At 37.4% G+C, this 20,493-nt stretch carries 23 protein-coding genes and 1 pseudogene; 7 read left to right on the forward strand and 17 right to left on the reverse strand.

Annotation, left to right across the window (positions count from 1 at the left end; all coding sequences use genetic code 11):
* Nucleotides 1–177: 177 nt before the first annotated feature.
* Both thpR and pepV read right to left on the reverse strand, forming a co-directional pair.
* Entirely contained in the window at nt 178–723 is a 546-nt protein-coding gene (gene thpR, locus BTOYO_RS09765) for an RNA 2',3'-cyclic phosphodiesterase (RefSeq protein ID WP_000433244.1), read from the reverse strand.
* A 103-nt stretch (nt 724–826) separates the two neighbouring features.
* The gene (gene pepV / locus BTOYO_RS09770; RefSeq protein WP_001274245.1) at nt 827–2,233 is read right to left on the reverse strand and encodes a dipeptidase PepV; all 1,407 of its coding nucleotides are present in this window, start codon (nt 2,231–2,233) and stop codon (nt 827–829) included.
* A gap of 357 nt (nt 2,234–2,590) precedes the next feature.
* On the opposite strand from pepV, the gene BTOYO_RS09775 reads away from it, so the two are divergent.
* Entirely contained in the window at nt 2,591–2,812 is a 222-nt protein-coding gene (locus tag BTOYO_RS09775; RefSeq protein WP_000805512.1) for a DeoR family transcriptional regulator, read from the forward strand.
* 82 nt (nt 2,813–2,894) lie between these two features.
* Here the strand turns inward: BTOYO_RS09775 and BTOYO_RS09780 are convergent, their stop codons facing one another.
* Both BTOYO_RS09780 and BTOYO_RS09785 read right to left on the reverse strand, forming a co-directional pair.
* Nucleotides 2,895–3,623 (reverse strand): pseudouridine synthase, encoded by a 729-nt coding sequence (locus tag BTOYO_RS09780; protein ID WP_001234943.1) that lies wholly within the window; start codon nt 3,621–3,623, stop codon nt 2,895–2,897.
* A 41-nt stretch (nt 3,624–3,664) separates the two neighbouring features.
* Nucleotides 3,665–5,317 carry a putative polysaccharide biosynthesis protein gene (locus BTOYO_RS09785; RefSeq protein WP_001284037.1) on the reverse strand — a complete coding sequence of 551 codons (1,653 nt, stop codon included), beginning with the start codon at nt 5,315–5,317 and terminating at the stop codon, nt 3,665–3,667.
* A gap of 154 nt (nt 5,318–5,471) precedes the next feature.
* Between BTOYO_RS09785 and BTOYO_RS09790 the strand changes: the two genes are divergently transcribed.
* Both BTOYO_RS09790 and BTOYO_RS09795 read left to right on the forward strand, forming a co-directional pair.
* Entirely contained in the window at nt 5,472–6,743 is a 1,272-nt protein-coding gene (locus BTOYO_RS09790) for a BaiN/RdsA family NAD(P)/FAD-dependent oxidoreductase (protein ID WP_000558856.1), read from the forward strand.
* Between the two features lie 171 nt (nt 6,744–6,914).
* Entirely contained in the window at nt 6,915–8,354 is a 1,440-nt protein-coding gene (locus tag BTOYO_RS09795; RefSeq protein WP_001228037.1) for an MDR family MFS transporter, read from the forward strand.
* Between the two features lie 31 nt (nt 8,355–8,385).
* On the opposite strand, the gene BTOYO_RS09800 is transcribed toward BTOYO_RS09795, so the two are convergent.
* Both BTOYO_RS09800 and BTOYO_RS09805 read right to left on the reverse strand, forming a co-directional pair.
* Complete coding sequence (locus BTOYO_RS09800) at nt 8,386–8,709, reverse strand: ArsR/SmtB family transcription factor (RefSeq protein ID WP_000098843.1); 324 nt, start codon at nt 8,707–8,709, stop codon at nt 8,386–8,388.
* A complete protein-coding gene (locus tag BTOYO_RS09805; protein ID WP_000193760.1) occupies nt 8,710–9,141 on the reverse strand; it encodes an SRPBCC family protein in 432 nt (143 codons plus the stop codon).
* Between the two features lie 944 nt (nt 9,142–10,085).
* On the opposite strand from BTOYO_RS09805, the pseudogene BTOYO_RS26190 reads away from it, so the two are divergent.
* Both BTOYO_RS26190 and BTOYO_RS09820 read left to right on the forward strand, forming a co-directional pair.
* A pseudogene (locus BTOYO_RS26190) lies at nt 10,086–11,217 on the forward strand (RNA-guided endonuclease InsQ/TnpB family protein).
* A gap of 153 nt (nt 11,218–11,370) precedes the next feature.
* Nucleotides 11,371–11,598, forward strand: a complete 228-nt coding sequence (locus tag BTOYO_RS09820; RefSeq protein ID WP_000498976.1) for a DUF3973 domain-containing protein — start codon at nt 11,371–11,373, stop codon at nt 11,596–11,598.
* A gap of 186 nt (nt 11,599–11,784) precedes the next feature.
* On the opposite strand, the gene BTOYO_RS09825 is transcribed toward BTOYO_RS09820, so the two are convergent.
* Both BTOYO_RS09825 and BTOYO_RS09830 read right to left on the reverse strand, forming a co-directional pair.
* Nucleotides 11,785–11,967: a sporulation protein Cse60 gene (locus tag BTOYO_RS09825; protein WP_000621749.1), complete on the reverse strand. Its 183-nt coding sequence runs from the start codon at nt 11,965–11,967 to the stop codon at nt 11,785–11,787.
* Complete coding sequence (locus BTOYO_RS09830) at nt 11,945–12,205, reverse strand: DUF2553 family protein (RefSeq protein ID WP_000510186.1); 261 nt, start codon at nt 12,203–12,205, stop codon at nt 11,945–11,947. Before BTOYO_RS09830 ends, BTOYO_RS09825 begins: the two co-directional genes overlap by 23 nt.
* A gap of 264 nt (nt 12,206–12,469) precedes the next feature.
* Here BTOYO_RS09830 and BTOYO_RS09835 point away from each other — a divergent pair, with 264 nt between their 5' ends.
* Entirely contained in the window at nt 12,470–12,964 is a 495-nt protein-coding gene (locus BTOYO_RS09835; protein ID WP_000451448.1) for a CarD family transcriptional regulator, read from the forward strand.
* A 70-nt stretch (nt 12,965–13,034) separates the two neighbouring features.
* Here the strand turns inward: BTOYO_RS09835 and BTOYO_RS09840 are convergent, their stop codons facing one another.
* From BTOYO_RS09840 to moeA, 7 genes are all read right to left on the reverse strand, one after another.
* Nucleotides 13,035–13,820 carry a glucose 1-dehydrogenase gene (locus BTOYO_RS09840; RefSeq protein ID WP_000286691.1) on the reverse strand — a complete coding sequence of 262 codons (786 nt, stop codon included), beginning with the start codon at nt 13,818–13,820 and terminating at the stop codon, nt 13,035–13,037.
* A gap of 12 nt (nt 13,821–13,832) precedes the next feature.
* Nucleotides 13,833–14,690, reverse strand: coding sequence for a glucose uptake protein GlcU (gene glcU, locus BTOYO_RS09845; protein ID WP_000350876.1), 858 nt, complete (start codon nt 14,688–14,690; stop codon nt 13,833–13,835).
* Nucleotides 14,691–14,723: 33 nt separating this feature from the next.
* A complete protein-coding gene (locus tag BTOYO_RS09850) occupies nt 14,724–15,146 on the reverse strand; it encodes a DUF3888 domain-containing protein (protein ID WP_000717664.1) in 423 nt (140 codons plus the stop codon).
* A gap of 93 nt (nt 15,147–15,239) precedes the next feature.
* Nucleotides 15,240–15,473 (reverse strand): molybdopterin converting factor subunit 1, encoded by a 234-nt coding sequence (moaD, locus tag BTOYO_RS09855; RefSeq protein ID WP_000621781.1) that lies wholly within the window; start codon nt 15,471–15,473, stop codon nt 15,240–15,242.
* A 2-nt stretch (nt 15,474–15,475) separates the two neighbouring features.
* Entirely contained in the window at nt 15,476–15,940 is a 465-nt protein-coding gene (gene moaE, locus BTOYO_RS09860) for a molybdopterin synthase catalytic subunit MoaE (RefSeq protein WP_000611223.1), read from the reverse strand.
* Entirely contained in the window at nt 15,937–16,458 is a 522-nt protein-coding gene (gene mobB, locus BTOYO_RS09865) for a molybdopterin-guanine dinucleotide biosynthesis protein B (protein ID WP_002093154.1), read from the reverse strand. The genes moaE and mobB overlap by 4 nt, the downstream gene beginning before the upstream one ends.
* Entirely contained in the window at nt 16,422–17,711 is a 1,290-nt protein-coding gene (moeA, locus tag BTOYO_RS09870; protein ID WP_000229711.1) for a molybdopterin molybdotransferase MoeA, read from the reverse strand. The genes mobB and moeA overlap by 37 nt, the downstream gene beginning before the upstream one ends.
* A gap of 83 nt (nt 17,712–17,794) precedes the next feature.
* On the opposite strand from moeA, the gene moaC reads away from it, so the two are divergent.
* Entirely contained in the window at nt 17,795–18,280 is a 486-nt protein-coding gene (moaC, locus tag BTOYO_RS09875) for a cyclic pyranopterin monophosphate synthase MoaC (protein WP_000094155.1), read from the forward strand.
* 35 nt (nt 18,281–18,315) lie between these two features.
* Here moaC and BTOYO_RS09880 read toward each other — a convergent pair whose 3' ends face one another.
* Nucleotides 18,316–19,329 (reverse strand): molybdopterin-synthase adenylyltransferase MoeB, encoded by a 1,014-nt coding sequence (locus BTOYO_RS09880; RefSeq protein WP_001158073.1) that lies wholly within the window; start codon nt 19,327–19,329, stop codon nt 18,316–18,318.
* A 16-nt stretch (nt 19,330–19,345) separates the two neighbouring features.
* The gene (gene moaA, locus BTOYO_RS09885) at nt 19,346–20,359 is read right to left on the reverse strand and encodes a GTP 3',8-cyclase MoaA (RefSeq protein ID WP_001157121.1); all 1,014 of its coding nucleotides are present in this window, start codon (nt 20,357–20,359) and stop codon (nt 19,346–19,348) included.
* Nucleotides 20,360–20,493 lie beyond the last annotated feature (134 nt).

A 20,493-nucleotide genomic window follows, 5' to 3' on the forward strand; every position in this document is an offset into this window, starting at 1 on the left:
GTGAATCTTTAATCAATTCGGAGTATCCCCTGCTGATTATTAGCCCCCACCAATCGGGCCTTTGTGTGAGTATACGAGCTGCAAATAATAAAACTTTTCTTATTAGCAAGACTCTATACAGTAACTCCATTATTCTCTATAGTATATTCACCTGTATAAAAAACGTTTTCATACATTCTATTTTTGTAGTTTTATTTCAGCAATCGATTTATATTTCGGCGTTTCCTTCACGTGAGATTCGTATAAAGTAATTGTATCCGCTTGAAATGATACTTCAGGCACTTCTTTTATATTTTCCAAATGAAACTTTTTTTCTCCCATCCATTTACGAGCAACAGTAATATGTGGATGATACGGACGTGTTTCTAAAGAAAACCCATTCCCTTCACAAATCGCATGCACTTGCTTTTGTAGCTGAAACAACTCATGATTCTCACTTACTTTCGCCCAAAAAATACGTGGCCTGTCTTCCATGCCAAATGTTGAAAATCCTTGTAATGTGAAAGGTAGTTCCTTTTTTTCTATAAGTGTTTGTAATCCATTCTTTATTCCTTCTAATTGTTCCTCTGTCGCACTTCCTAAAAAGGAAAGGGTAATATGATAGTCTTCCTTATGTACCCACGAGCGAAATGGTAATTCCTCCTCCATATCCTCTTTATAATTAGAGAGCACTTCTTTTATATAATTTGGTAAAGTAATTGCGACAAAATAATGCGGCTCCATTTATATCATCTCCTTTTTTTTATTGTTGCTTTTCTTTCTTATCTCATTCAGTTAAAAAGAAGCCGCCCTCTAAAGTAGAGAGCGGTCATTATTCATATATCCTTTATTTCGCTAACTCATGAATTGCTTGCGCGTAAATTGCTGTTGCTTTTAATAAGTCTTCAATTTCAATGTACTCATCTTTTTGATGCGCAAGTTCTTCTTTTCCAGGGAATAGCGGGCCAAATGCAACGCCAGCTTTCAATGAACGGGCGTAAGTACCACCGCCGATTGCTAATAGCTCTGCTTTTTCTCCTGTTTGTTCTTCATACACGCGCTGCAGCGTACGAATTAATACGTGGTCTTTATCGACGTGATGCGGACGAGAGTTAGAATAATCCGCTACTTCAAATCCATGAATACTAACGTATTCTTTTAACTTCGCAATCATTTCTTCAAAGTTAGTCGTAACTGGGTAACGTACGTTTAACCCTAAGTTGCCACCGTTTTCTTTCGTATAAGAAAGGCGACCGACATTCACTGTTAACGGACCGCTAACTTCGTCTTTATAAGCAATAGTAGCTTTTTCACCAAAAATATCACCAGTAAATGTTTTTGCTGCAAATGTCGCAAATGCATTTGCTTTTCCATCAAGTGAAACTGTAGTTAAGAAGTTTGCTAATAGTAAACCTGCATTTTCTCCTTTTTCTGGAGTAGATCCGTGTGCTGAAATTCCTTCTATTTGCAACGTCACTGTATTTCCTTCTATAGTTGAGTTCCCTATTTTTTTAGCCGTTTTTAAATACTCTTCATATGCTACTGTAAGTGCATTTACATCTTCTCCTGTAATAACCGCTTTTGCAAAATCAGGAACCATGTTTAAACGGCGGCCTGACTCAAATGAAACGAGTTCATATACACCTTTTTTCTCTTCACTACCATTTTGCACAACTTGTATATCAGAAATTCCTTTTTCTGCATTAATAATTGGAAAGTCCGCGTCTGGCGCAAAACCGATTGTTGGCATTTCTTCGTTTTTAAAGTAGTGATCTACACATTTCCAGTTACTTTCTTCATCTGTTCCTAAAATCATACGAACGCGTTTTGAAAGAGGCAACCCTAATTCTTTCACAATTTTCATCGCATAATAAGCTGCCATCGTTGGGCCTTTATCATCAATTGCACCACGTGCAAAAATCTTTCCTTCGCGAATATCTGCACTATATGCAGGAGTCGTCCAGCCATCTCCTTCTGGTACAACATCAACATGACAAAGAATACCTACTAGTTCTTCTCCTTGTCCCATTTCAAGATGACCTGCATAACCTTCTAAATTTTTAGAAGAAAAACCTTCTAATTCTCCTTTATGTAACATGAAAGATAAAGCTTTTTCTACACCTTCACCGAACGGTGCGCCCTCTTTCGCCGACTCTTCTTCCCACACACTTTTAATTTGCAAAAATTGTTGTGTATCACGAATTAAATCATCTTTTCGTTTTGCAACTTCTTCTGTCCAATTAATCGCTGACATCACGCATCCATCCTTCGCTATATTATCTCTTTCATCATAGCAAACCGAAATCCCTTATGCCATACACGAAAGTCAAATACCGAACAATTGTAATATTTCAGATATTTCCCATTAGTTTTTCTTTTATTTTTTCAAAAAATTTTGCAGGAATTTGGCGTTTTACGTAGAATTTTAAGTGTTAGTTGACTGATCATATATACAATGTCAACTACCAATATTTTTCTATATGAAATTTTGTTAAACTTTTGTAAAATTTAAGTAGATTAAAGCATGAATTTTATCATGTAGAGTACAATGGTAGTAACGACCTTCTTTCCTGAATGGGGTCAAAAAAACTAGTAGAGGAGTGGTTTTCTCTTGAAACCTACAACTACTCGTATGCTAACACGCATTAAATCAATTTATATGTACATCAATGAAAACGGAACGGTAACGACGAAAGACCTTGTAGATGAGTTCGGGATCACACCGCGAACGATACAACGTGATCTAAATGTGTTGCAGTTTAATGAACTCGTGTATAGCCCTTGCCGCGGTAAGTGGACAACAACAGGAAAGAAAGTGAGAATGACCTCATAACGAAAAAATAATTGTATGTAAATAAATACATACCCCTTTCTAACTCATTAGAAAGGGGTCTTTTCTGCGCCTAAAAACAGGACTACTTCTCAGTATCTACTTGATATGTTTTTAACATTTCTACTTCTTCATCTGTTAGCTCTCGGTATTCTCCAAGTTCTAGTTCTTCATCTAATACTAACGGACCCATCTCTGTTCTCTTTAGGTAAACAACCTTTTTCCCTACTGCTTCAAACATGCGCTTCACTTGATGGAATTTTCCTTCTGTAATCACAAGCTCAATTTCAGAAACATCATCGCTTTTTAATATTGTAAGTGCACCTGGTTTCGTTTCATAACCATCGTCTAAAATAACACCTTTAGCAAACTCTTTTACATCCTCTTCCGTTACAACTCCTGCAACGTGTGCATAGTATTTTTTCGGCACATGCTTTTTCGGAGATAATAATTGATGTGATAACTTCCCGTCATTTGTTATCAATAAGAAACCTTCCGTATCGATATCAAGTCGTCCAACTGGGAACGGATCAAAGATTGCATCTTCTAGTTCTAATAAATCTATTACTGTTTCGTGATTATCATCTTCTGTAGCTGAAATTACACCTTGTGGCTTATGCAGCATTAAATAAACAAACTCTTTATATTCTACAACTTCACCGTGAATCATAACTTCTTGCTCTTCTACATTTACATGAACCTTTGCATCTTTCACCGGCGTTCCATCAATCTTCACAACGCCGTCTTTCAATAATTTCTTTACTTCTTTTCTACTTCCGTATCCCATATTCGCTAATAATTTATCTAATCTCACGTTTTTCACCTTCTTTATTTATCATAGAAAAGGGGACGTATTTACGCCCCTTTTGATTTCAACTTTATTTTGAATCTACTGCCAAGTTTACGCTGAATTTTCTCTAACGCTTCTCCGCCAAATACTCTTTCAAGTACTCCTGTGCGAATTGCTAACAGACCGTAAACAAGACCACCAACACCTGCACAAATCGCAACTGTAATTAAAGCACCAATACGGCCATCTGGCGAAATCATGAAGGATAGAATCCACTGTGATAGTTTTACCGCCACGACCATTACAAGTGTTAATACTGCAATTTGGAATGTTCTCTTATATACAACACCAAATGAATAGTGTGCATGTTTTTGGATTTGTCTATTCGTATACCATACGGAAGCTAAAAAACCGACTGCAGTAGCTAAAATCGCTCCTACTGTACCGAAATATCGAATAAAGATTACGTTACATACAAATTTCAAAATAACACCCATAACAAGTGCGACAATCGCATGTTTTTGTTGATTAATCCCTTGCAGAATCGCGGCTGTTACCGTAAATAAAGCAAATAACAATGCAACTGGTGCATACCACATTAACACTTGTCCACCTAATGGATCTGAATCGTAAAACGCAGTGTAAATTGGATAAGCCAGTGTTGAAATACCGACAACTGCTGGCAATGTTAAAAACATATTCGCCTGGAATGTTTGTGTAATTTGTAATTTTAAATAGCGATATTGTTTTTCCGTAAATGATTTTGTAATCGCTGGTACAAGCGTTAAACTAAACGCTGTTGCAAGCGATACTGGAATCATAATTAATTTATGCGTCCACATTGTGAAAATACCGAGCGCTCGCTCTGCGATATCACCTTGACCAATTGCCTGCATAATAGAGTTAAATGTCAATGTATCAATTTGTTGATATAAAGGAATTGTTAACCCAATTACAACGTAAGGAATTGCATACGCAAATAACTCTTTAAACAATTGAACGGTACTTACTGTCGATTCTGGTACAGTTTGTTCAATTAAATATTGATCCAAATATTTTTTACGTTTTAACCAGTACCAAATTAATACGCCGAGTGCTCCAACTGCTGAAACGAATGCAGCGAATGTCGCAACTCCGACTGCTGTTGCTACTGTACCGCCAAGTATTTTAATAACGATGAAACTACCCGCTAGTAAAAAGACGATACGAATAATTTGTTCAATAATTTGTGACACCGTAGTCGGTCCCATCGATTGGTGACCTTGGAAATAACCACGAATCAAACTTGCTGCCGGTACAACAATAAGTGCGAAACTTACGAGGCGAATAATCGTCGTAACTTCTTCTACCTTATTTTGTAAACTTTGTTTACCAAGCATTGCTTCTGCAAATAATGGTGCGGTCATGTACAGTACTAAAAAGGAAAGAACTCCTGTTACTATCATCATAACCATTCCCGAGCGGAACATTCTTCGGCTCGTTTTATAATCTCCAAGTGCATTATATTTGGAAACAAACTTTGAAACAGCAAGCGGCACCCCTGCCGTTGCAATACTTAAAAATATCGTATATGGAATATATCCATATGTATAGAGCGTTCCGCCTTCTGTGCCTACTAATGCATGAAACGGAAAGACGTAAATCATGCCTAAGAACTTTACTAAAAATGTCCCTAACGTCACAATAAGCGTTCCGCGCAGAAATTTTGAATCGGACATACGAAAATCCTCCTACTTCCTATATAACGCTGAACTCTAACTTTTGTATTGTACCACAATTCTCCCCTCAAGCAGTACTTCACTCTATTTTTCTTTTAAGGGAAAACATGCTATTCTTTTAGGCAGGAAATGTAGAAAATGAGGTCGATATATTATGCATTATGATGTTATTGTAATCGGTGGCGGGCCTTCTGGGCTAATGGCTGCAATCGGTGCTGCAGAAGAAGGCGCAAATGTCTTACTTCTTGATAAAGGAAATAAACTAGGGCGCAAACTTGCGATTTCTGGTGGTGGTCGTTGTAACGTAACGAACCGTCTACCACTTGATGAAATCGTTAAACATATACCAGGAAATGGCCGCTTCTTATACAGCGCTTTTTCTATTTTTAATAATGAAGATATTATTAAATTCTTCGAAAATCTCGGGGTAAAATTGAAAGAGGAAGATCATGGCCGTATGTTCCCTGTATCAAACAAAGCGCAATCGGTAGTAGACGCACTTTTAACACGATTAAAAGATTTAGGTGTAAAAATCCGTACAAATACACCTGTTGAAACGATTGAATATGAAAATGGTCAAACGAAAGCAGTTGTATTACAAACAGGCGAAGTGTTAGAAACGAATCACGTCGTTATCGCTGTTGGCGGAAAATCTGTTCCTCAAACTGGTTCTACTGGAGACGGATACGCTTGGGCTGAAAAAGGTGGTCATACAATTACAGAATTATTTCCAACAGAAGTACCAATCCTTTCAAACGAGCCATTTATACGTGATCGCTCATTACAAGGTCTTGCTTTACGTGATATAAACTTAAGCGTATTAAACCCGAAAGGAAAAGCTATCATTTCTCACAAAATGGACATGCTCTTCACTCATTTCGGCCTATCTGGTCCTGCTGCTCTTCGCTGTAGTCAATTCGTCGTGAAAGCACTGAAAAAGTTTAAAACGAATACAATACAAATGAGTATTGATGCATTACCAGAAGAAAATAGTGAACAACTATTCCAGCGCATGCTGAAACAAATGAAAGAAGATCCGAAAAAAGGAATTAAAAACGTGTTAAAAGGATACGTTCCCGAGCGTTACTTCCTATTCTTATTAGAAAAAAATGAAATTGACGGTAGCGAACAAGCTGGACAAGTTTCTCATGAAAAGATTCGTGCACTTGTGAAAGACTTTAAAGAATTTACTGTGAATGTAAATGGTACGCAGTCAATTGAAAAAGCATTCGTTACTGGCGGAGGCGTATCTGTTAAAGAAATTAATCCGAAAGAAATGTCTTCTAAATTCACGAATGGCTTATATTTCTGCGGAGAAGTTCTTGATATTCACGGTTATACGGGCGGTTATAACATTACATCCGCTCTCGTTACTGGTAGAATTGCTGGAACTACAGCTGGAGAAAATGCGAAAATGCAATATTAAAAAAGAAACAGCATTCCTGTTTCTTTTTTTATAGATACATGAAATTATGTCGGCTATTTTTCAAAAACATCCCCTCCCCTAACTTCCCATTACTTATTTGTTGCTTTATATACCTTAGTACCTTTATATTTTATATTGTTGAATATTTAAAAAAGGGTAAGGGGAAAACATATGAGAAAAAAAGTCATGGTGTCTTTAATGCTAATGACGTTTCTTTCTGCCGTAGAAGGAACGATTGTTAGTACAGCAATCCCTCGTATAACGAGTGATTTGTCAGGCGTCGAACTTGTTAGCTGGGTTTACGCAATTTATATGCTTGCCACAGCGGTTTCGACTCCAATATACGGAAAATTGGCTGATTTATTCGGTCGTAAAAAAGTTCTACTTATCGGAGCTACAATCTTTTTAATCGGCTCTGCACTTTGCGGTGTCGTTACATCGATGGAACAATTAATCTTCTTCCGTGCTCTTCAAGGTATAGGTGCTGGCGCTGTTATGCCAATCACAATGACGATTATTGGAGACTTATATAGCGAAGCGAAAGACCGCGCGAAAGCACAGGGCTGGATGAGTGCCGTTTGGGGTGTATCTGGTGTTGTCGGGCCGTTAGTAGGTGGTTTTTTAGTTGATTCTCTTTCTTGGCGCTATATTTTCTTCTTAAACGTTCCTTTCGGAATTATCGCTTGCTTAATGTTTGCCACTTCTTATAAGGAATCTGTTAAGTCTGCCGCCAAGCAGCATATCGACTATCTTGGTGCGACAGTCTTCTCATTAAGTACAATTGCTTTACTATACGCATTATTAACAGGTAGCAGTAAGCAAAACTGGGGAGACATTACAATCATCGGTCTATTAATCTTTTCGGCTGTGTCATTCATTATTTTCTTATACATCGAGAAAAAATCTCCGGAACCATTAATTCCGCTAGCACTTTTCTCTAACCGTACATTATCTACGATAAACATATTAACTCTTATTGCCGGTGCGATGATTATTAGTATTACAATGTACCTTCCAATTTGGAGCCAAGGTGTATTAGGAAAAAATGCGACAGAAGCTGGACTCATTTTAATGCCAATTCCTGTTATGTGGACGTTCGGTGCTATGTTCTCCGGTAACTTAGTTGGCAAATTACAAACGAAACAAATTATTTTACTCGGAGCTAGCATTTTATCAGTTGCTACCTTCTTATTATTTACATTGTCAACAAATTCACCATCGTTCCTTATTTATGTTGCAGTCGGATTATTCGGCTTAGGCATGGGGCTTGTGACACCTATTTACATGGTAACAATTCAAGCAGCCGTACCAGCTCATACACGCGGAACAGCCGTTGGTTTAAACACATTTATTAATACATTTAGTCAAACGTTAGGTGCTGCAATATTCGGTACAATCTTCAATACGATGATTCACGCACGTGGTATTAAAAACCTTGATCTTGTATCTGGCGGACACGGCGGAACTACAGCAAACGTAGCAACTGAATCACAATCTGCATTAGCAGCAAGTGTACACGTTATTTATATGAGTACTTTCGTATTAGCAGTATTTACATTAATTATTGCTTGGCTCTTATTAAAACCAGCTACACAAACAAGTGAGCAATAATAAAGAGGATGACCCAAATGGTCATCCTCTTTTATTCTTCATTCTCCACAATATGTTTAAGCACGGACAATTTATTATCCCAAAATCGTTCATAATATGAGAGCCACTGCTTTAATTCTTCTAACGGCTCCGGCTGCAAACAATATATCTTCTCTCTTCCACTCTTTCTTCCACTTACTAAATTCGCTTCTGAAAGAATATGAAGATGCTTCACAACAGCCGTACGACTCATCGGAAAATGATCCGTTATTTTTGAAATCGGTAACTCTTTATCACTTAATAACCGTAACACTTCTCGGCGGGTCGGATCAGCAATTGCTTGAAATACATCATATTTCGCTGCTGACGAAGACATTTATCCTTCAACAACCTTTTTCAGTTTTTCATTTACAATCGCTACCCAGCCGCCATTCATTCTATCGCGAATAATAGAGCTCTTCGCATTCGCTTTCGGCAGAATTTCATCAGGATGTTTCCAACCGCCGTGAATTAATGTAAATTCTGTTTTATTTTCTCCTAAGTCTCTCAAATGGAATGAAACAACCCAGCCATCTGTGTCCCATGAGAAAGATAAATGGTTTGGTTCATCAATTTCTAACACTTTACATGGTGACGGTCCAAATGGTGATTGAACATGAAACTCATGTCCTACCTCTAATTCAAAATCATTCGGCATAAACCATGATTCAATTCCTTCTGCAGTTGACACTACATTCCATACTTTTTGAATAGACGCGTTAAAAACGATTGTTTGTTTAATATCGTTTAATGTATTTTGTTGAGTCATTTTTTTAGCCCCTTTATCCAGCATTAAAACATAACACCTTTTAGTTGTATTTGAATAATATAACACCTTTTAGTTTCATGTCAACACTAATTCTTTTTACCGTTGAGAAATTCTCAACATTTTTTCAACAGGACAAACACCCTCTCAGCATTCCCTCATAATATACTCACAAAGGCAATAAAAAATAAAAAATCAGAAGGAATATGCCCACCATTTGAGTAGGTAGTTATTTCTCTTCTCCTCAACATTTCCTTAGGAGCGAAATGACTACCGACTCACTTTTTTCAAACAAAATAAAAAGGGTAACTAACTGTTACGATTTATTTAACCAATTATAACCAAAGTTAATTAAATATATCAGTAAGCCCTGCTAGTCAAGTGATTGGCTAGTAGTGAGGGTTAACTGCGGGCAATCCCTAAAGCTGATTGAACTACAACGTGGCTAGAAATAGCGAGCGTGAATGTCGCGAAAGCAGAAAAAATCAATCAGATGATGCAAGGTTAAATCCTAAACATTAGAACAATGGGTCTTCCGCCTCGAATCATCTAAGTCAAAATGGATAAGATGAACGTTCAACGACTATCTCGTATAACTGACGAGAGTACACCACAAGCCTATGGTGGTGGAAAAATCCTCTATCTCTAAAGAGATAAACATATAGTCTGCGCTCATGTGAAAACATGAGAAGTTCATAAGAGAACTGGCTAAGGAATTGCGCCCTTAGTTGAACGAGATACATTTAATTAAATCTATCAAACCTCATTGAATCTATCGAACGTATGTGCTATGTTAAATTCAATGAGGTAAGGATAATAATGAAATTTTTACGAGTTAGTCAAGTATCAGAATTAACAGGTTTGCATCCGAGTGCTCTCAGGAGAATGCTAGTGGAACACGCTACTATTCAGAAGAACAAATCTTTCATTAAAGGAGTTAAATTCTGATGATATTGGCGAAGAAAGTCAGACTAATTCCAACGCCTGAACAAGAAAAAGTGCTTAGAAACCATGCTGGCGCTGCAAGATTCGCTTATAACTATTGTAAAAGAATGAGTGATAGATACTATAAGCTATTTGGAAAATCTGTTTCACAGTTAGCTTTACAGAAACGATTTACAAAGATCAAGAAGCGAAAGAGATATGAGTGGTTAAATGACATCAACGCACAAGTTCCTAAACAGGCTTCAAAAGATTTTGATAAGGCGAGAAAAAATTCGTTCAAAAAGTACAAAAATGGTTTTCACACTTCTTATAAATCTAAAAAAGATTTAACCCAGGGATTTTATGCCAATTATGAAAGACTGATTATAGGAAAAAAAGTAGTTCATATTCAGTCTATTGGAGAAGTGAAAACAAGCCAACAACTACCAAGGAACAAAAAAAACATCCAATCCAAGAGTTACCTTTGATGGTCGTCACTGGTGGATTTGTGTAGGGTTTGAAGAATCCTTTGAATTCCAAGAACTAACCCATGAGTCGATTAGTGTGGATGTTGGTTTAAAAGAGCTTTTTGTAGCTTCTAATGGTATGAAAGAACGAAATATAAACAAAGATGCTAAGGTTAAAAAACTTTTGAAAAGGAAAAAGTCAGCACAAAGAGATATGTCTAGGAGATTTAAAAATGGTGTAAAAATTCAGTCTGCCGGATATGAAAAAGCGAAAGCTGAGCACCTGCGGTTATCTAGGAAAATTACGAATATCCGAAATAACCATATCCATCAAGCAACAGCTACATTGGTGAAAACCAAACCAATGAGGATTGTTGTGGAAGACTTATCTATCTCAAACCTGTTAAAAAACAAAAAACTATCGAAGGCACTTTCCTTTCAAAAATTAAACCTCTTCTTTCAATGTTTGTCATACAAGTGCGAGAAGTATGGCATTGAGTATGTAAAAGCTGATAAATGGGTCGCTTCAAGCAAGATTTGCTCATGTTGCGGAGTTAAATACGACCATTCAGTTCAATCAGAAGGACAGTGGAGTTTAAAGATTCGTGAGTGGCGTTGTGTTAGGTGCAATAGCCATCATGATAGGGATGTAAATGCTGCGATAAATTTATCAAGATGGGTAAAATAAATGCTTGATAATAGGAGGTAAGGATACTGCCTCGTGTGGAGTGTTATACCCCTCGTCCCTTCGGGGTTGCGAGAACACGATGAAGCACTAACTTGTGTAAATTTGATTGAATTATATAGATTTAGTTAAGTTTATCGTATCGGGATGAAAACTATGTTCTATTGCATTAACTGTTCTGACATTCACCATGAAAAACATCCGAATGATAAAGTATTCAAAAACGGTTTTTATATTGATCCATTTTTAGGTGATCGTTATCACCTTGGTATGTGTAAAGATGCCCAAGATCATGAAACAGAGGCAAACCTTTTAACGACAAAGAAATTAGGCGCACCCCAATCTATTATGAACGTATTACCAACCCATGTTGTCCCAACATAAAGTGAAACTTTAATCAGTGGGGGGTTTTATTCATCCCCCACTGATTATTAGTTGAACCAATCGGGCTTTTACGGGCAATTGCCTCCCACCTAACTTCCTCGTATGCGCTAAATTTTGAGGTGGGAGTCTTACTGCCCGTTAATGCGGGATAAAGCATAAAAAAGAGCTGGCTCACCCAGCTCTTTTTTATGCTTTATAAACAATCATTGCTGAAAAACAATAAATTTGGTTTTCATCATCGTTAATAGAAACACCAACTTGGTACTTAATATCTACAAAGTGACTATCATCAATCTTTTTCAAAAACACATTTACAGCGTCTTCTAAGTCTTTTTCGTGACTTTCATCAAACACTTTCACACGAATCATGTTCACACCATCCTAGATCGCAGCCCTCCGCCGCTTGATTATTGCCACGGTGCGTATCTATGATGCGATAAAACTTTCCATTTTCATATATATATCCGTCTTCTAACACATATTGTTTATCTTCAGTATAGACATAAAACTTACCTATCATAAATTTACTCGTATATAATTCCAAATAATTTGATCTAAATTTAGCTACAACTTTATTTGTAATATCAATTTTTATTGTGTGCCCCACCTTCTCTCCCTCCTTTGCAAAGAACGGATTTAGGTATATTGTATTAGCGATTTTACATTTTATGCTTAAAAATAAGTGGATATGCCCCTTCTTCACCCTGTACTATTTTTCTAAAAAAGTCACCTATATTTATTTCACATAAAACCATAAAAAAATACATAAAAAAAGACCTTTTACATATTGACTCAAATGTACTCAATATGGTATTATATAAAATTTGACATTTTTATGAACTTATGTTATCATTAAAAGTGGTTACCACATATGGAGGTGGATGATTTGTTTCAAATTGGTGATAAAATCGTTTATCCAATGCACGGTGCAGGGATCATCGAAGCAATTGAGGAGAAAGAAATATTAGGTACTTCGCGTCAATATTGTGTGATACGCATCCTTAGTAAAGATATGCAAGTAATGCTTCCGATGGATCAATTACAAAAATCAGGTATTCGTTATATCGTCGATAAAGGTACGTTAAATGATATACTTCTTGAATTTCAAAATGGGGAATCAGACCCATCACTCTCATGGAAACAAAGATATACAATGAATATGGAAAAAATGAAAAACGGCAATCTGCAAGATAGTGCAGAAGTTGTTCGGGATTTACTTCGCCGTAATAAAGAAAGAGCATTAAATGCGAGCGAAAAACAAATGCTAGATAATGCACGTAAAATGATGATTAGTGAAGTTGCGCTCGTACAAGACGTTTCTGAACATCAAGCGACAGAATTTCTTCAAGAGACAATTAATCATTAAATTTAAAATAGCTCGCGCTATTTTTTTTGCCAAAAAGGACAAAGAGATAAAACTCTTTGTCCTTTTCATATTATCCACGCCCAGCTTGAAAAGATGGGTATAAAGTCATTCCACCATCTGCAAATAACGTAATTCCAGTTACGTAACTCGCCTCTGATGAAGCGAGCCAAGTTGCTACTGCTGCGATTTCTTCAGGTTTTCCAATATAGCCCATCGGTATCATACTTTCTACGTCAGCACGCTGCTTTGGATCAGCAAACTTTTCAGCATTAATTGGCGTATTTATTGCACCTGGTCCAATATTATTTACTCGAATACCTTTTGGTGCATACTCTAACGCTAACGTTTCTGTCATAAGTTTAATACCGCCCTTACTTGCTGCGTAGTGCACAAATAGTGGCCACGGAATTTTCTCATGAACGCTAGACATATTAATGACAGATCCTTTAATGTCGTGTTCCACAAAATATTTAATCGCTTCACGGCTTCCTAAAAAAGCGCCTGTTAAATTTGTATTGATTACTTTATTCCAATCTTCTAACGGCATTTCATGCGACGGTACCGCGTTTTCTATTCCTGCATTATTAATCATAACGTCGAGCGTACCAAACTCTTTCACAGCAGATTGAATGAGATTCATAACATCTGCCTCGACCGTCACATCACCTTTTACAGCAATCGCTTCTCCGCCTACCTTTTTAATTTCTTCTAACACATCATTCGCTTCTGAATCTCGTGAGCGATAGTTAATAACGACCTTTGCTTTCTCCTTAGCAAACCTTACTCCCATCGCTCTTCCGAGACCCGTTGCTGATCCTGTAATAACGACGACTTTCCCTTCTAAATCACTATACATTTCAATACCTCCTTAACCTTTTGCAATTCCTAACATAATTCCAGCTGCAATAATAAAAACGATCCCAACAACGATACCTGTTAATTGACGTTTCGTTTTTCTTTCGCCTAATATAAGAATCCCGCCAAGCGTCGAAATAACAATTCCCATTTGCGATAGTGAAAAGCTTGTTGCGACTCCGACACGCGGCTGCGAAATGAATAAAAACATATTTCCAGCTGCCCAAATTAATCCTGGAACAATATTTCGTATCGCATATTTATTAAATGGATGATGTTTAAACGTAAGTAAAATACCTCCTAACACCATACCAACTGCTTGTGGTAATAAAGCCGACCAACCATCTACGTTAAATAGCCTAATAACTACTACGTAAACTAAATAACCGACTGTTGAAATTAATAAAATTATGATGCCCCTTTTAAAATTTGCTGCTTGCTCTGCATTTTTTTCTTCTTCACTTTGAAGTGACGTTAAAATAACACCGATAAGAATACAAACGAGCGCTAAAATTCCAAGGACGACTGAAATTGTCGTGGACCATTCATGAAATACGATAACGCCAAATAAAGTCGTCGCAACTAATTGCAGTCCTGTTGAAATTGGCATCGTCCTCGAAACACCCATTAAATCAATACTTTTCAATTGATTCGCCTGACCAAGTGCCCAAAATAAACCTGACACAATTCCAACTCCAATAACGGTAGGAGTTAATACTGGCTTTACAAAAATATAAACAACAATCGAGAAAATAAGTGCACCAAGCGTTGTGCCAAGCGTTTGACTATACGGTCCACCGCCCAGTTTCACGTTAAATAGCACAATACTTCCCCAAAATATGGCTGGTAAAATCGCTAAAAATATATCCATGGCTCATTACCTTTCTTTACGAAATGTCATCAGTTACCGCTCTACACTGTTAGAGTGTGCTTTCATTTTTTCTTTCGCTTGTGCGCAAACCTTTTCTGCGATCGCACTAGAAACATTTTTTTCTCTTTCCACTTTCTTGATCTTTATGTGATCTAAATTATCTTCCAAAGTAAGTGTAACTTTGTCATTTGGCGGATTATGTGCACCTTGAAAAGTAAGAAATTGTAGCGTCACTTCAAATCGAGGAACGAATTCATCTTTCTTGCCGAGACGCTTTATATTTATAACTGAATCACATTCATATTGATCTTCTGTCGCTTGCCTTATAACGGAGTAATATCGATTTAAGAGCGCACTCTCTAAAAGTTGTTCTTTCGATTCTTTCGCCAAAGAGTCGCTTGGAGAAAAGAGAAAGATAGAACATATCATCGTCATCATTACACATATTTTTTTCATAATGCCCTCCTTGTTCTATAAATTAGTGTTCTCAAAAATACCATAAAAAAACGACTTCCCCTATTCAGGAAAGTCGTTTTAATGAATCCAATATTAACCACCGCTCACCGGCGGTATGAGTGCAACAACATCACCAGATTGAATTTTATCATCTTCATTTGCGTATTCTTCATTAATTGCAACCATAATTGGCGCTGATACTGGTACATTATATTCATTGGCAACAATATCTTTTAACTCTGCAACCGTAATATTTTCTTTCTCTATTCGTAATTCACTTGTTCCTGCTTCTTCTTGCAAGTGCGCAAATAACAATACTCGAATCATACTTATAACTCCTTCCCAGGCTCTCCCGCCGGATATGGCGTTTTTTCTAATTGGTCACCAATCCACGAGTCACCATCTTCCCAAAACTCCTTTTTCCAAATGGGAACGATTTGTTTTATGCGTTCCATAATATATTCATTCGCTTCATAGGCCGCTTTACGATGCGGTGTTGAAACAGCCACAACAACCGCGATATCAGAAATTTGCAATGTACCGATGCGATGCGTGATCGCAACGTGTGTACCTGGCCATTTCTCCTTCACTTCTGAGCCGATTTTCTGTAGCATCTTTTCTGCCATCGTCTTATAAGCGACATACTCTAAGTATAATGTACGACGCCCTTTCGTAAACTCCCTAACCGTTCCAATAAACGTTGTAACAGCACCGCATTCACGGCGAATTACTTTCTTCGCTACCTCTTCAATCGAGATTTCTGTATCAATTACTTCATAATATGTATTTATCATTTCGCACTCCTAACCGTTTGTAAAAACCAGTCTATGTACAACTTTTCTTCTGTTATATGAAATACTTTATATTCTTCTCGTAAATTTACCGGCGCATTATACCACGTAATGACCGCTACTACATTTTCTACTTTATGTACAAGTTCAACGTCTTCCGCAGAACGAAGTAACACTACTTTCGGATAGTTCTCTTTTTTATAGCCCTCTATTAAAATTGTAGCCACTTCAAAAAACTCATATAAGCGAATAATTTCTTGTAAGGACCATTCCTCTCTTAACGAAGAAAGTGAAAGTAATCCCGCACCTTCTACACTACTTACGACAGCACCGGCTTTTCTGTGTCTTTCACTATCTTTTTGTGCTACTTCTGGAAAACCTCCGTGCCCGTGATGTTTAATTGTAGCAACTTTCATTTCGCTTTCGGCTAAAGCATGCACAACTTTCTCTACAAGTGTTGTTTTCCCGCTATTTTGATACCCTACTATTTGTATGATTGAAGAGGCTTTTCCCAAGGCCAATCACATCCCTCCGAATGCTCTAACAATAATACGGATACTTTCATCCCTGCCTCAAATCCTCTCGTTCCTCCAGGCAACACGATAAACGCATTTGCATCCGCAAGTGAAGATACCGCACTCGATTTATCTAAACCGACCGGCATCGCTTGTAATGCCCCATCCACGATCGTCACGTTTGCTCTTACGAAACGAGTAAATGGATTTGGCTTTGGAAAATCTTTTTGTAAAATAGCATCAGCTCTATATACGTGAGGCTCCTTCGCATACAAATACGTTTTTATAATCGGATGCACAAATAATTCAAAGCCTACATAACAAGCAGACGGATTCCCTGATAAACCGAAAAGTAACTTTCCATCAACTTCAGCTACTGTCGTTACACTTCCTGGTCTCATCGCTATTTTATTAAAGAGGACATTCGCCTGTAATCTTTCATATATAGCTGGTAAGTAGTCATAATCTCCTACCGAAACACCGCCTGTTGTAATTAAAATATCAACCTCATCCATCGCCGATTGAACAGCTGTAAAACATGCATCTAGCTCATCAGCCAGTTGGCCATAATATCGGACCTTTCCACCAGCTTTCATAATTTGAGCGGCAATCATATAAGAGTTACTATTTCTAATCTTTCCTGGTTCTAACGACTCGTGTACTTCTAGTAATTCACTCCCTGTCGTTACAATACCGACAACAGGCTGTTTTACAACTTTCACAGTACTATATCCAAACGTCGCTAATAGCGCAGCAACACCTGGATTAATTGCAACACCTTTCTTAACGAGAACTTGATTTTGTTTTATATCTTCTCCTTTAAATGACACATTGTCACCACTATTAAAAGGACGCTTTAACCTCATATATGTTTTTCCGTTCTTCTCAAATCCTTCTGTCAGTTCTAGCATTACGACTGCATTGCAATTCTCTGGAATAGCTGCTCCCGTCATAATACGAACTGCTTCAAAAGAACCTACCTCTTTTACAAAAACAGACCCCGCTCCAATTTCTCCTATCACTTCAAATTCAACTGGATTCTCTTGATTCGCTTCTTTCGTATCTTCTGCTCGAATTGCGAAACCATCGTAAGGAGAACGATCAAAATGAGGAACGTCATGATCTGAGACAACACCTTCCCCAAGAATTCTCCCGTAACTTTCCGTAATAGAAACTTCTTCTACTTCACCATGCTTCGCATATTTCATTACCCGCTCTACTGCCTCAGCAACTTGAATTGGAATTCGTTTTTCTACCATCGTTTCTCACCTCATATTTGCAATTTTTTTTATCTCGATTAAACTTTATATATTAAACAGAAATTACTTCAAGGAGGAATTCCATGTCTTCATTCACACACTTTAATGACCAAGGACGCGCGAAGATGGTTGATATAAGCGACAAAAAAACAACCGTTCGAACAGCAATTGCGTGCTCTAGCATTGTAGTTACGAAAGAAATTTACGATAAAATCTCTCACAATGAAATTGGGAAAGGTGACGTATTAGCAGTTGCCCAAATCGCAGGCATTATGGCTGCAAAACGCACTTCTGATATTATCCCAATGTGCCATCCTTTATTATTAAAAGGTGTTGACGTTTCTTTCGATTGGCAACAATCAAATGAACAATATCGATTACTTATTGAAGTAAAAGTTAAAACAGAAGGTAGCACTGGCGTTGAAATGGAAGCTTTAACAGCTGCTTCTGCTACGGCTCTTACCGTGTATGATATGTGTAAAGCTGTTGATAAAAGTATGATTATTGGTGAAACGTACTTACTTGAAAAAACAGGTGGAAAAAGTGGCGATTATACGAGAAATTCGTAATCCTCTCCGTTGAACCTAAAGGATTTCCTTTAGGTTCAACCTATATATCTTGCATATAAACTTTTCGCTACATTCATATCATTTGTCCCATGAATAAACGCCCTACCATCTGTAAATAGAACAAATCGATATTCTTCTATCGGGAATGATAATAAATAAGGTGTTGCCTTTACCTCTACACTTTTTTGTAAGCGCTTTTTAGTTTCTTCTAAATTAAAATCTTTCCGCATCCCTGGACGAATTTGTACTGTATTCCGCCCACATAACACTTCCGTTTTCGTTTGTGCTTCAAATGTTAAACTCGGATATGTACGTAATCTTCCACAAGATAAACACGTATCTTTTTTCTGCCTATTCACTTTAAATGCCATCTGCTGATTATTCCAAAGGTCAAACGATAGCATCGTTTCACGAAGCGCACCAAAGTCTTCTACTAATATTTTCAACGCTTCTGTTATTTGATGCGCAACTACTAACTGCACCGCTGGCTGTATAATACCAACTGTATCACATGTTGCTCCACTCGCCGGATGCTCCATTAAACAGCGGAAACACGGTGTTTTCCCTGGTAAAATTGTATAAGTCACTCCGTAACTTCCGACACAACCACCATATATCCACGGAATATTATACTTTTGTGAAATATCATTAATGAGAAGACGCGTTTCAAAATTATCTGTCGCATCTAATATTAAGTCTACACCATTCACTAGTTCTTCCATTTCTTGCACCGTTACATCAGTTACAACTGGATTAATTTCCACCTCAGAATTAATCGCTTTTAAATGTTCTGCTGCCGCTACCGCCTTCGGTTTATACTGCTTTGCATCTTCTTCTGTATATAATTGTTGTCTTTGTAAATTGCTCCATTCTACATAATCGCGATCTGCAATCGTTACTTTTCCAACACCTGCTCTAACAATCGCTTCTGCATTTGCCGCACCTAGGGCACCAGCGCCGATAATAAGCACATGCTTCTCTCTTATTTTTCGCTGCCCTTCTTCTCCAACACCAGGAAATAATATTTGTCTTGAATATCGCTCCTGCATACGATAGCCCCCTTCCTTATCCTCCTATATAAGACATTTCAATTTTCGGACGATTTTTTGCACTTTCTTCTGTCCGTTCATCTGAATATCTATCTTTTCTATTCATCCATACATCTTGTATAACATGTAATAGCTCTTCATCCGAAAGATTATCTCTAAGAAGTTCCCTTATATCCAATCCTTCCGTCGCAAACAAACAAGTATAGAACTTTCCATCCGCCGAAATTCTCGCTCTCGTACAAGAAGAACAAAACGACTCAGAAACAGAAGTAATAAAACCGACCTCTACATTTGTTCCAACATACCGATATCGTTTCGCAACTTCACCAAAATAATGCGCTTCAGCTTGCTCAAGCGGATACACTCCATGAATTGTCTCAATTAATTCCCGCTTCGTAACTACTTGATCAAAATTCCATCCATTCGTACTACCAACGTCCATAAACTCAATAAATCTAAGCGTGATTCCTTGTTCTTTAAAATATGCAGCCATCGGTAGTACTTGATGATCGTTCATCCCTTTTTTCACAACCATATTTACTTTTACTTCAAGCCCTGCCTCTTTTGCTGCTATAATGCCCTTAATCACAGGTTTCGTATTAATATTTCGACCATTAATATTTCTAAATGTATCATCATCTATCGCATCTAAACTAACATTCACTCTATGTAATCCAGCTTCTTTTAATGCCTTCGCTTGCTTCGTTAAATGAATTGCATTCGTCGTTAACCCTATATCTACTAGCCCGTCAATTTTCACGAGACATGCAATAAGTTTTGTTAAATCTTTACGAAGCAGTGGTTCGCCACCAGTAAGTCTAATTTTTCGTACACCGATGCTAACAAACACTTTTGCCAAACGTTCAATTTCATCAAACGTCAGTAAAAACTCATCTTTCAAAAAAGCATAATCAGGCCCAAATACTTCTGCTGGCATACAATATGTACATCTAAAATTGCAACGATCAATGACAGATATGCGTAAATCTTGAAGTGGGCGTCCAAAAAAGTCTTTAACCATCTCCTGCATCGCCACCCTCCCTTTCTGCCAAATTTCTTTCTTTTCATTCTATTATAATATATTTTCGAACTGCGATGTTTTTGCTAAGGTGAATAAAGTGAAACTTTAAACAATAGGAAGTTATCCATTCCCCTCTGATTAGC

Source organism: Bacillus toyonensis BCT-7112 (assembly GCF_000496285.1).
Taxonomy (GTDB): Bacteria; Bacillota; Bacilli; order Bacillales; family Bacillaceae_G; genus Bacillus_A; species Bacillus_A toyonensis.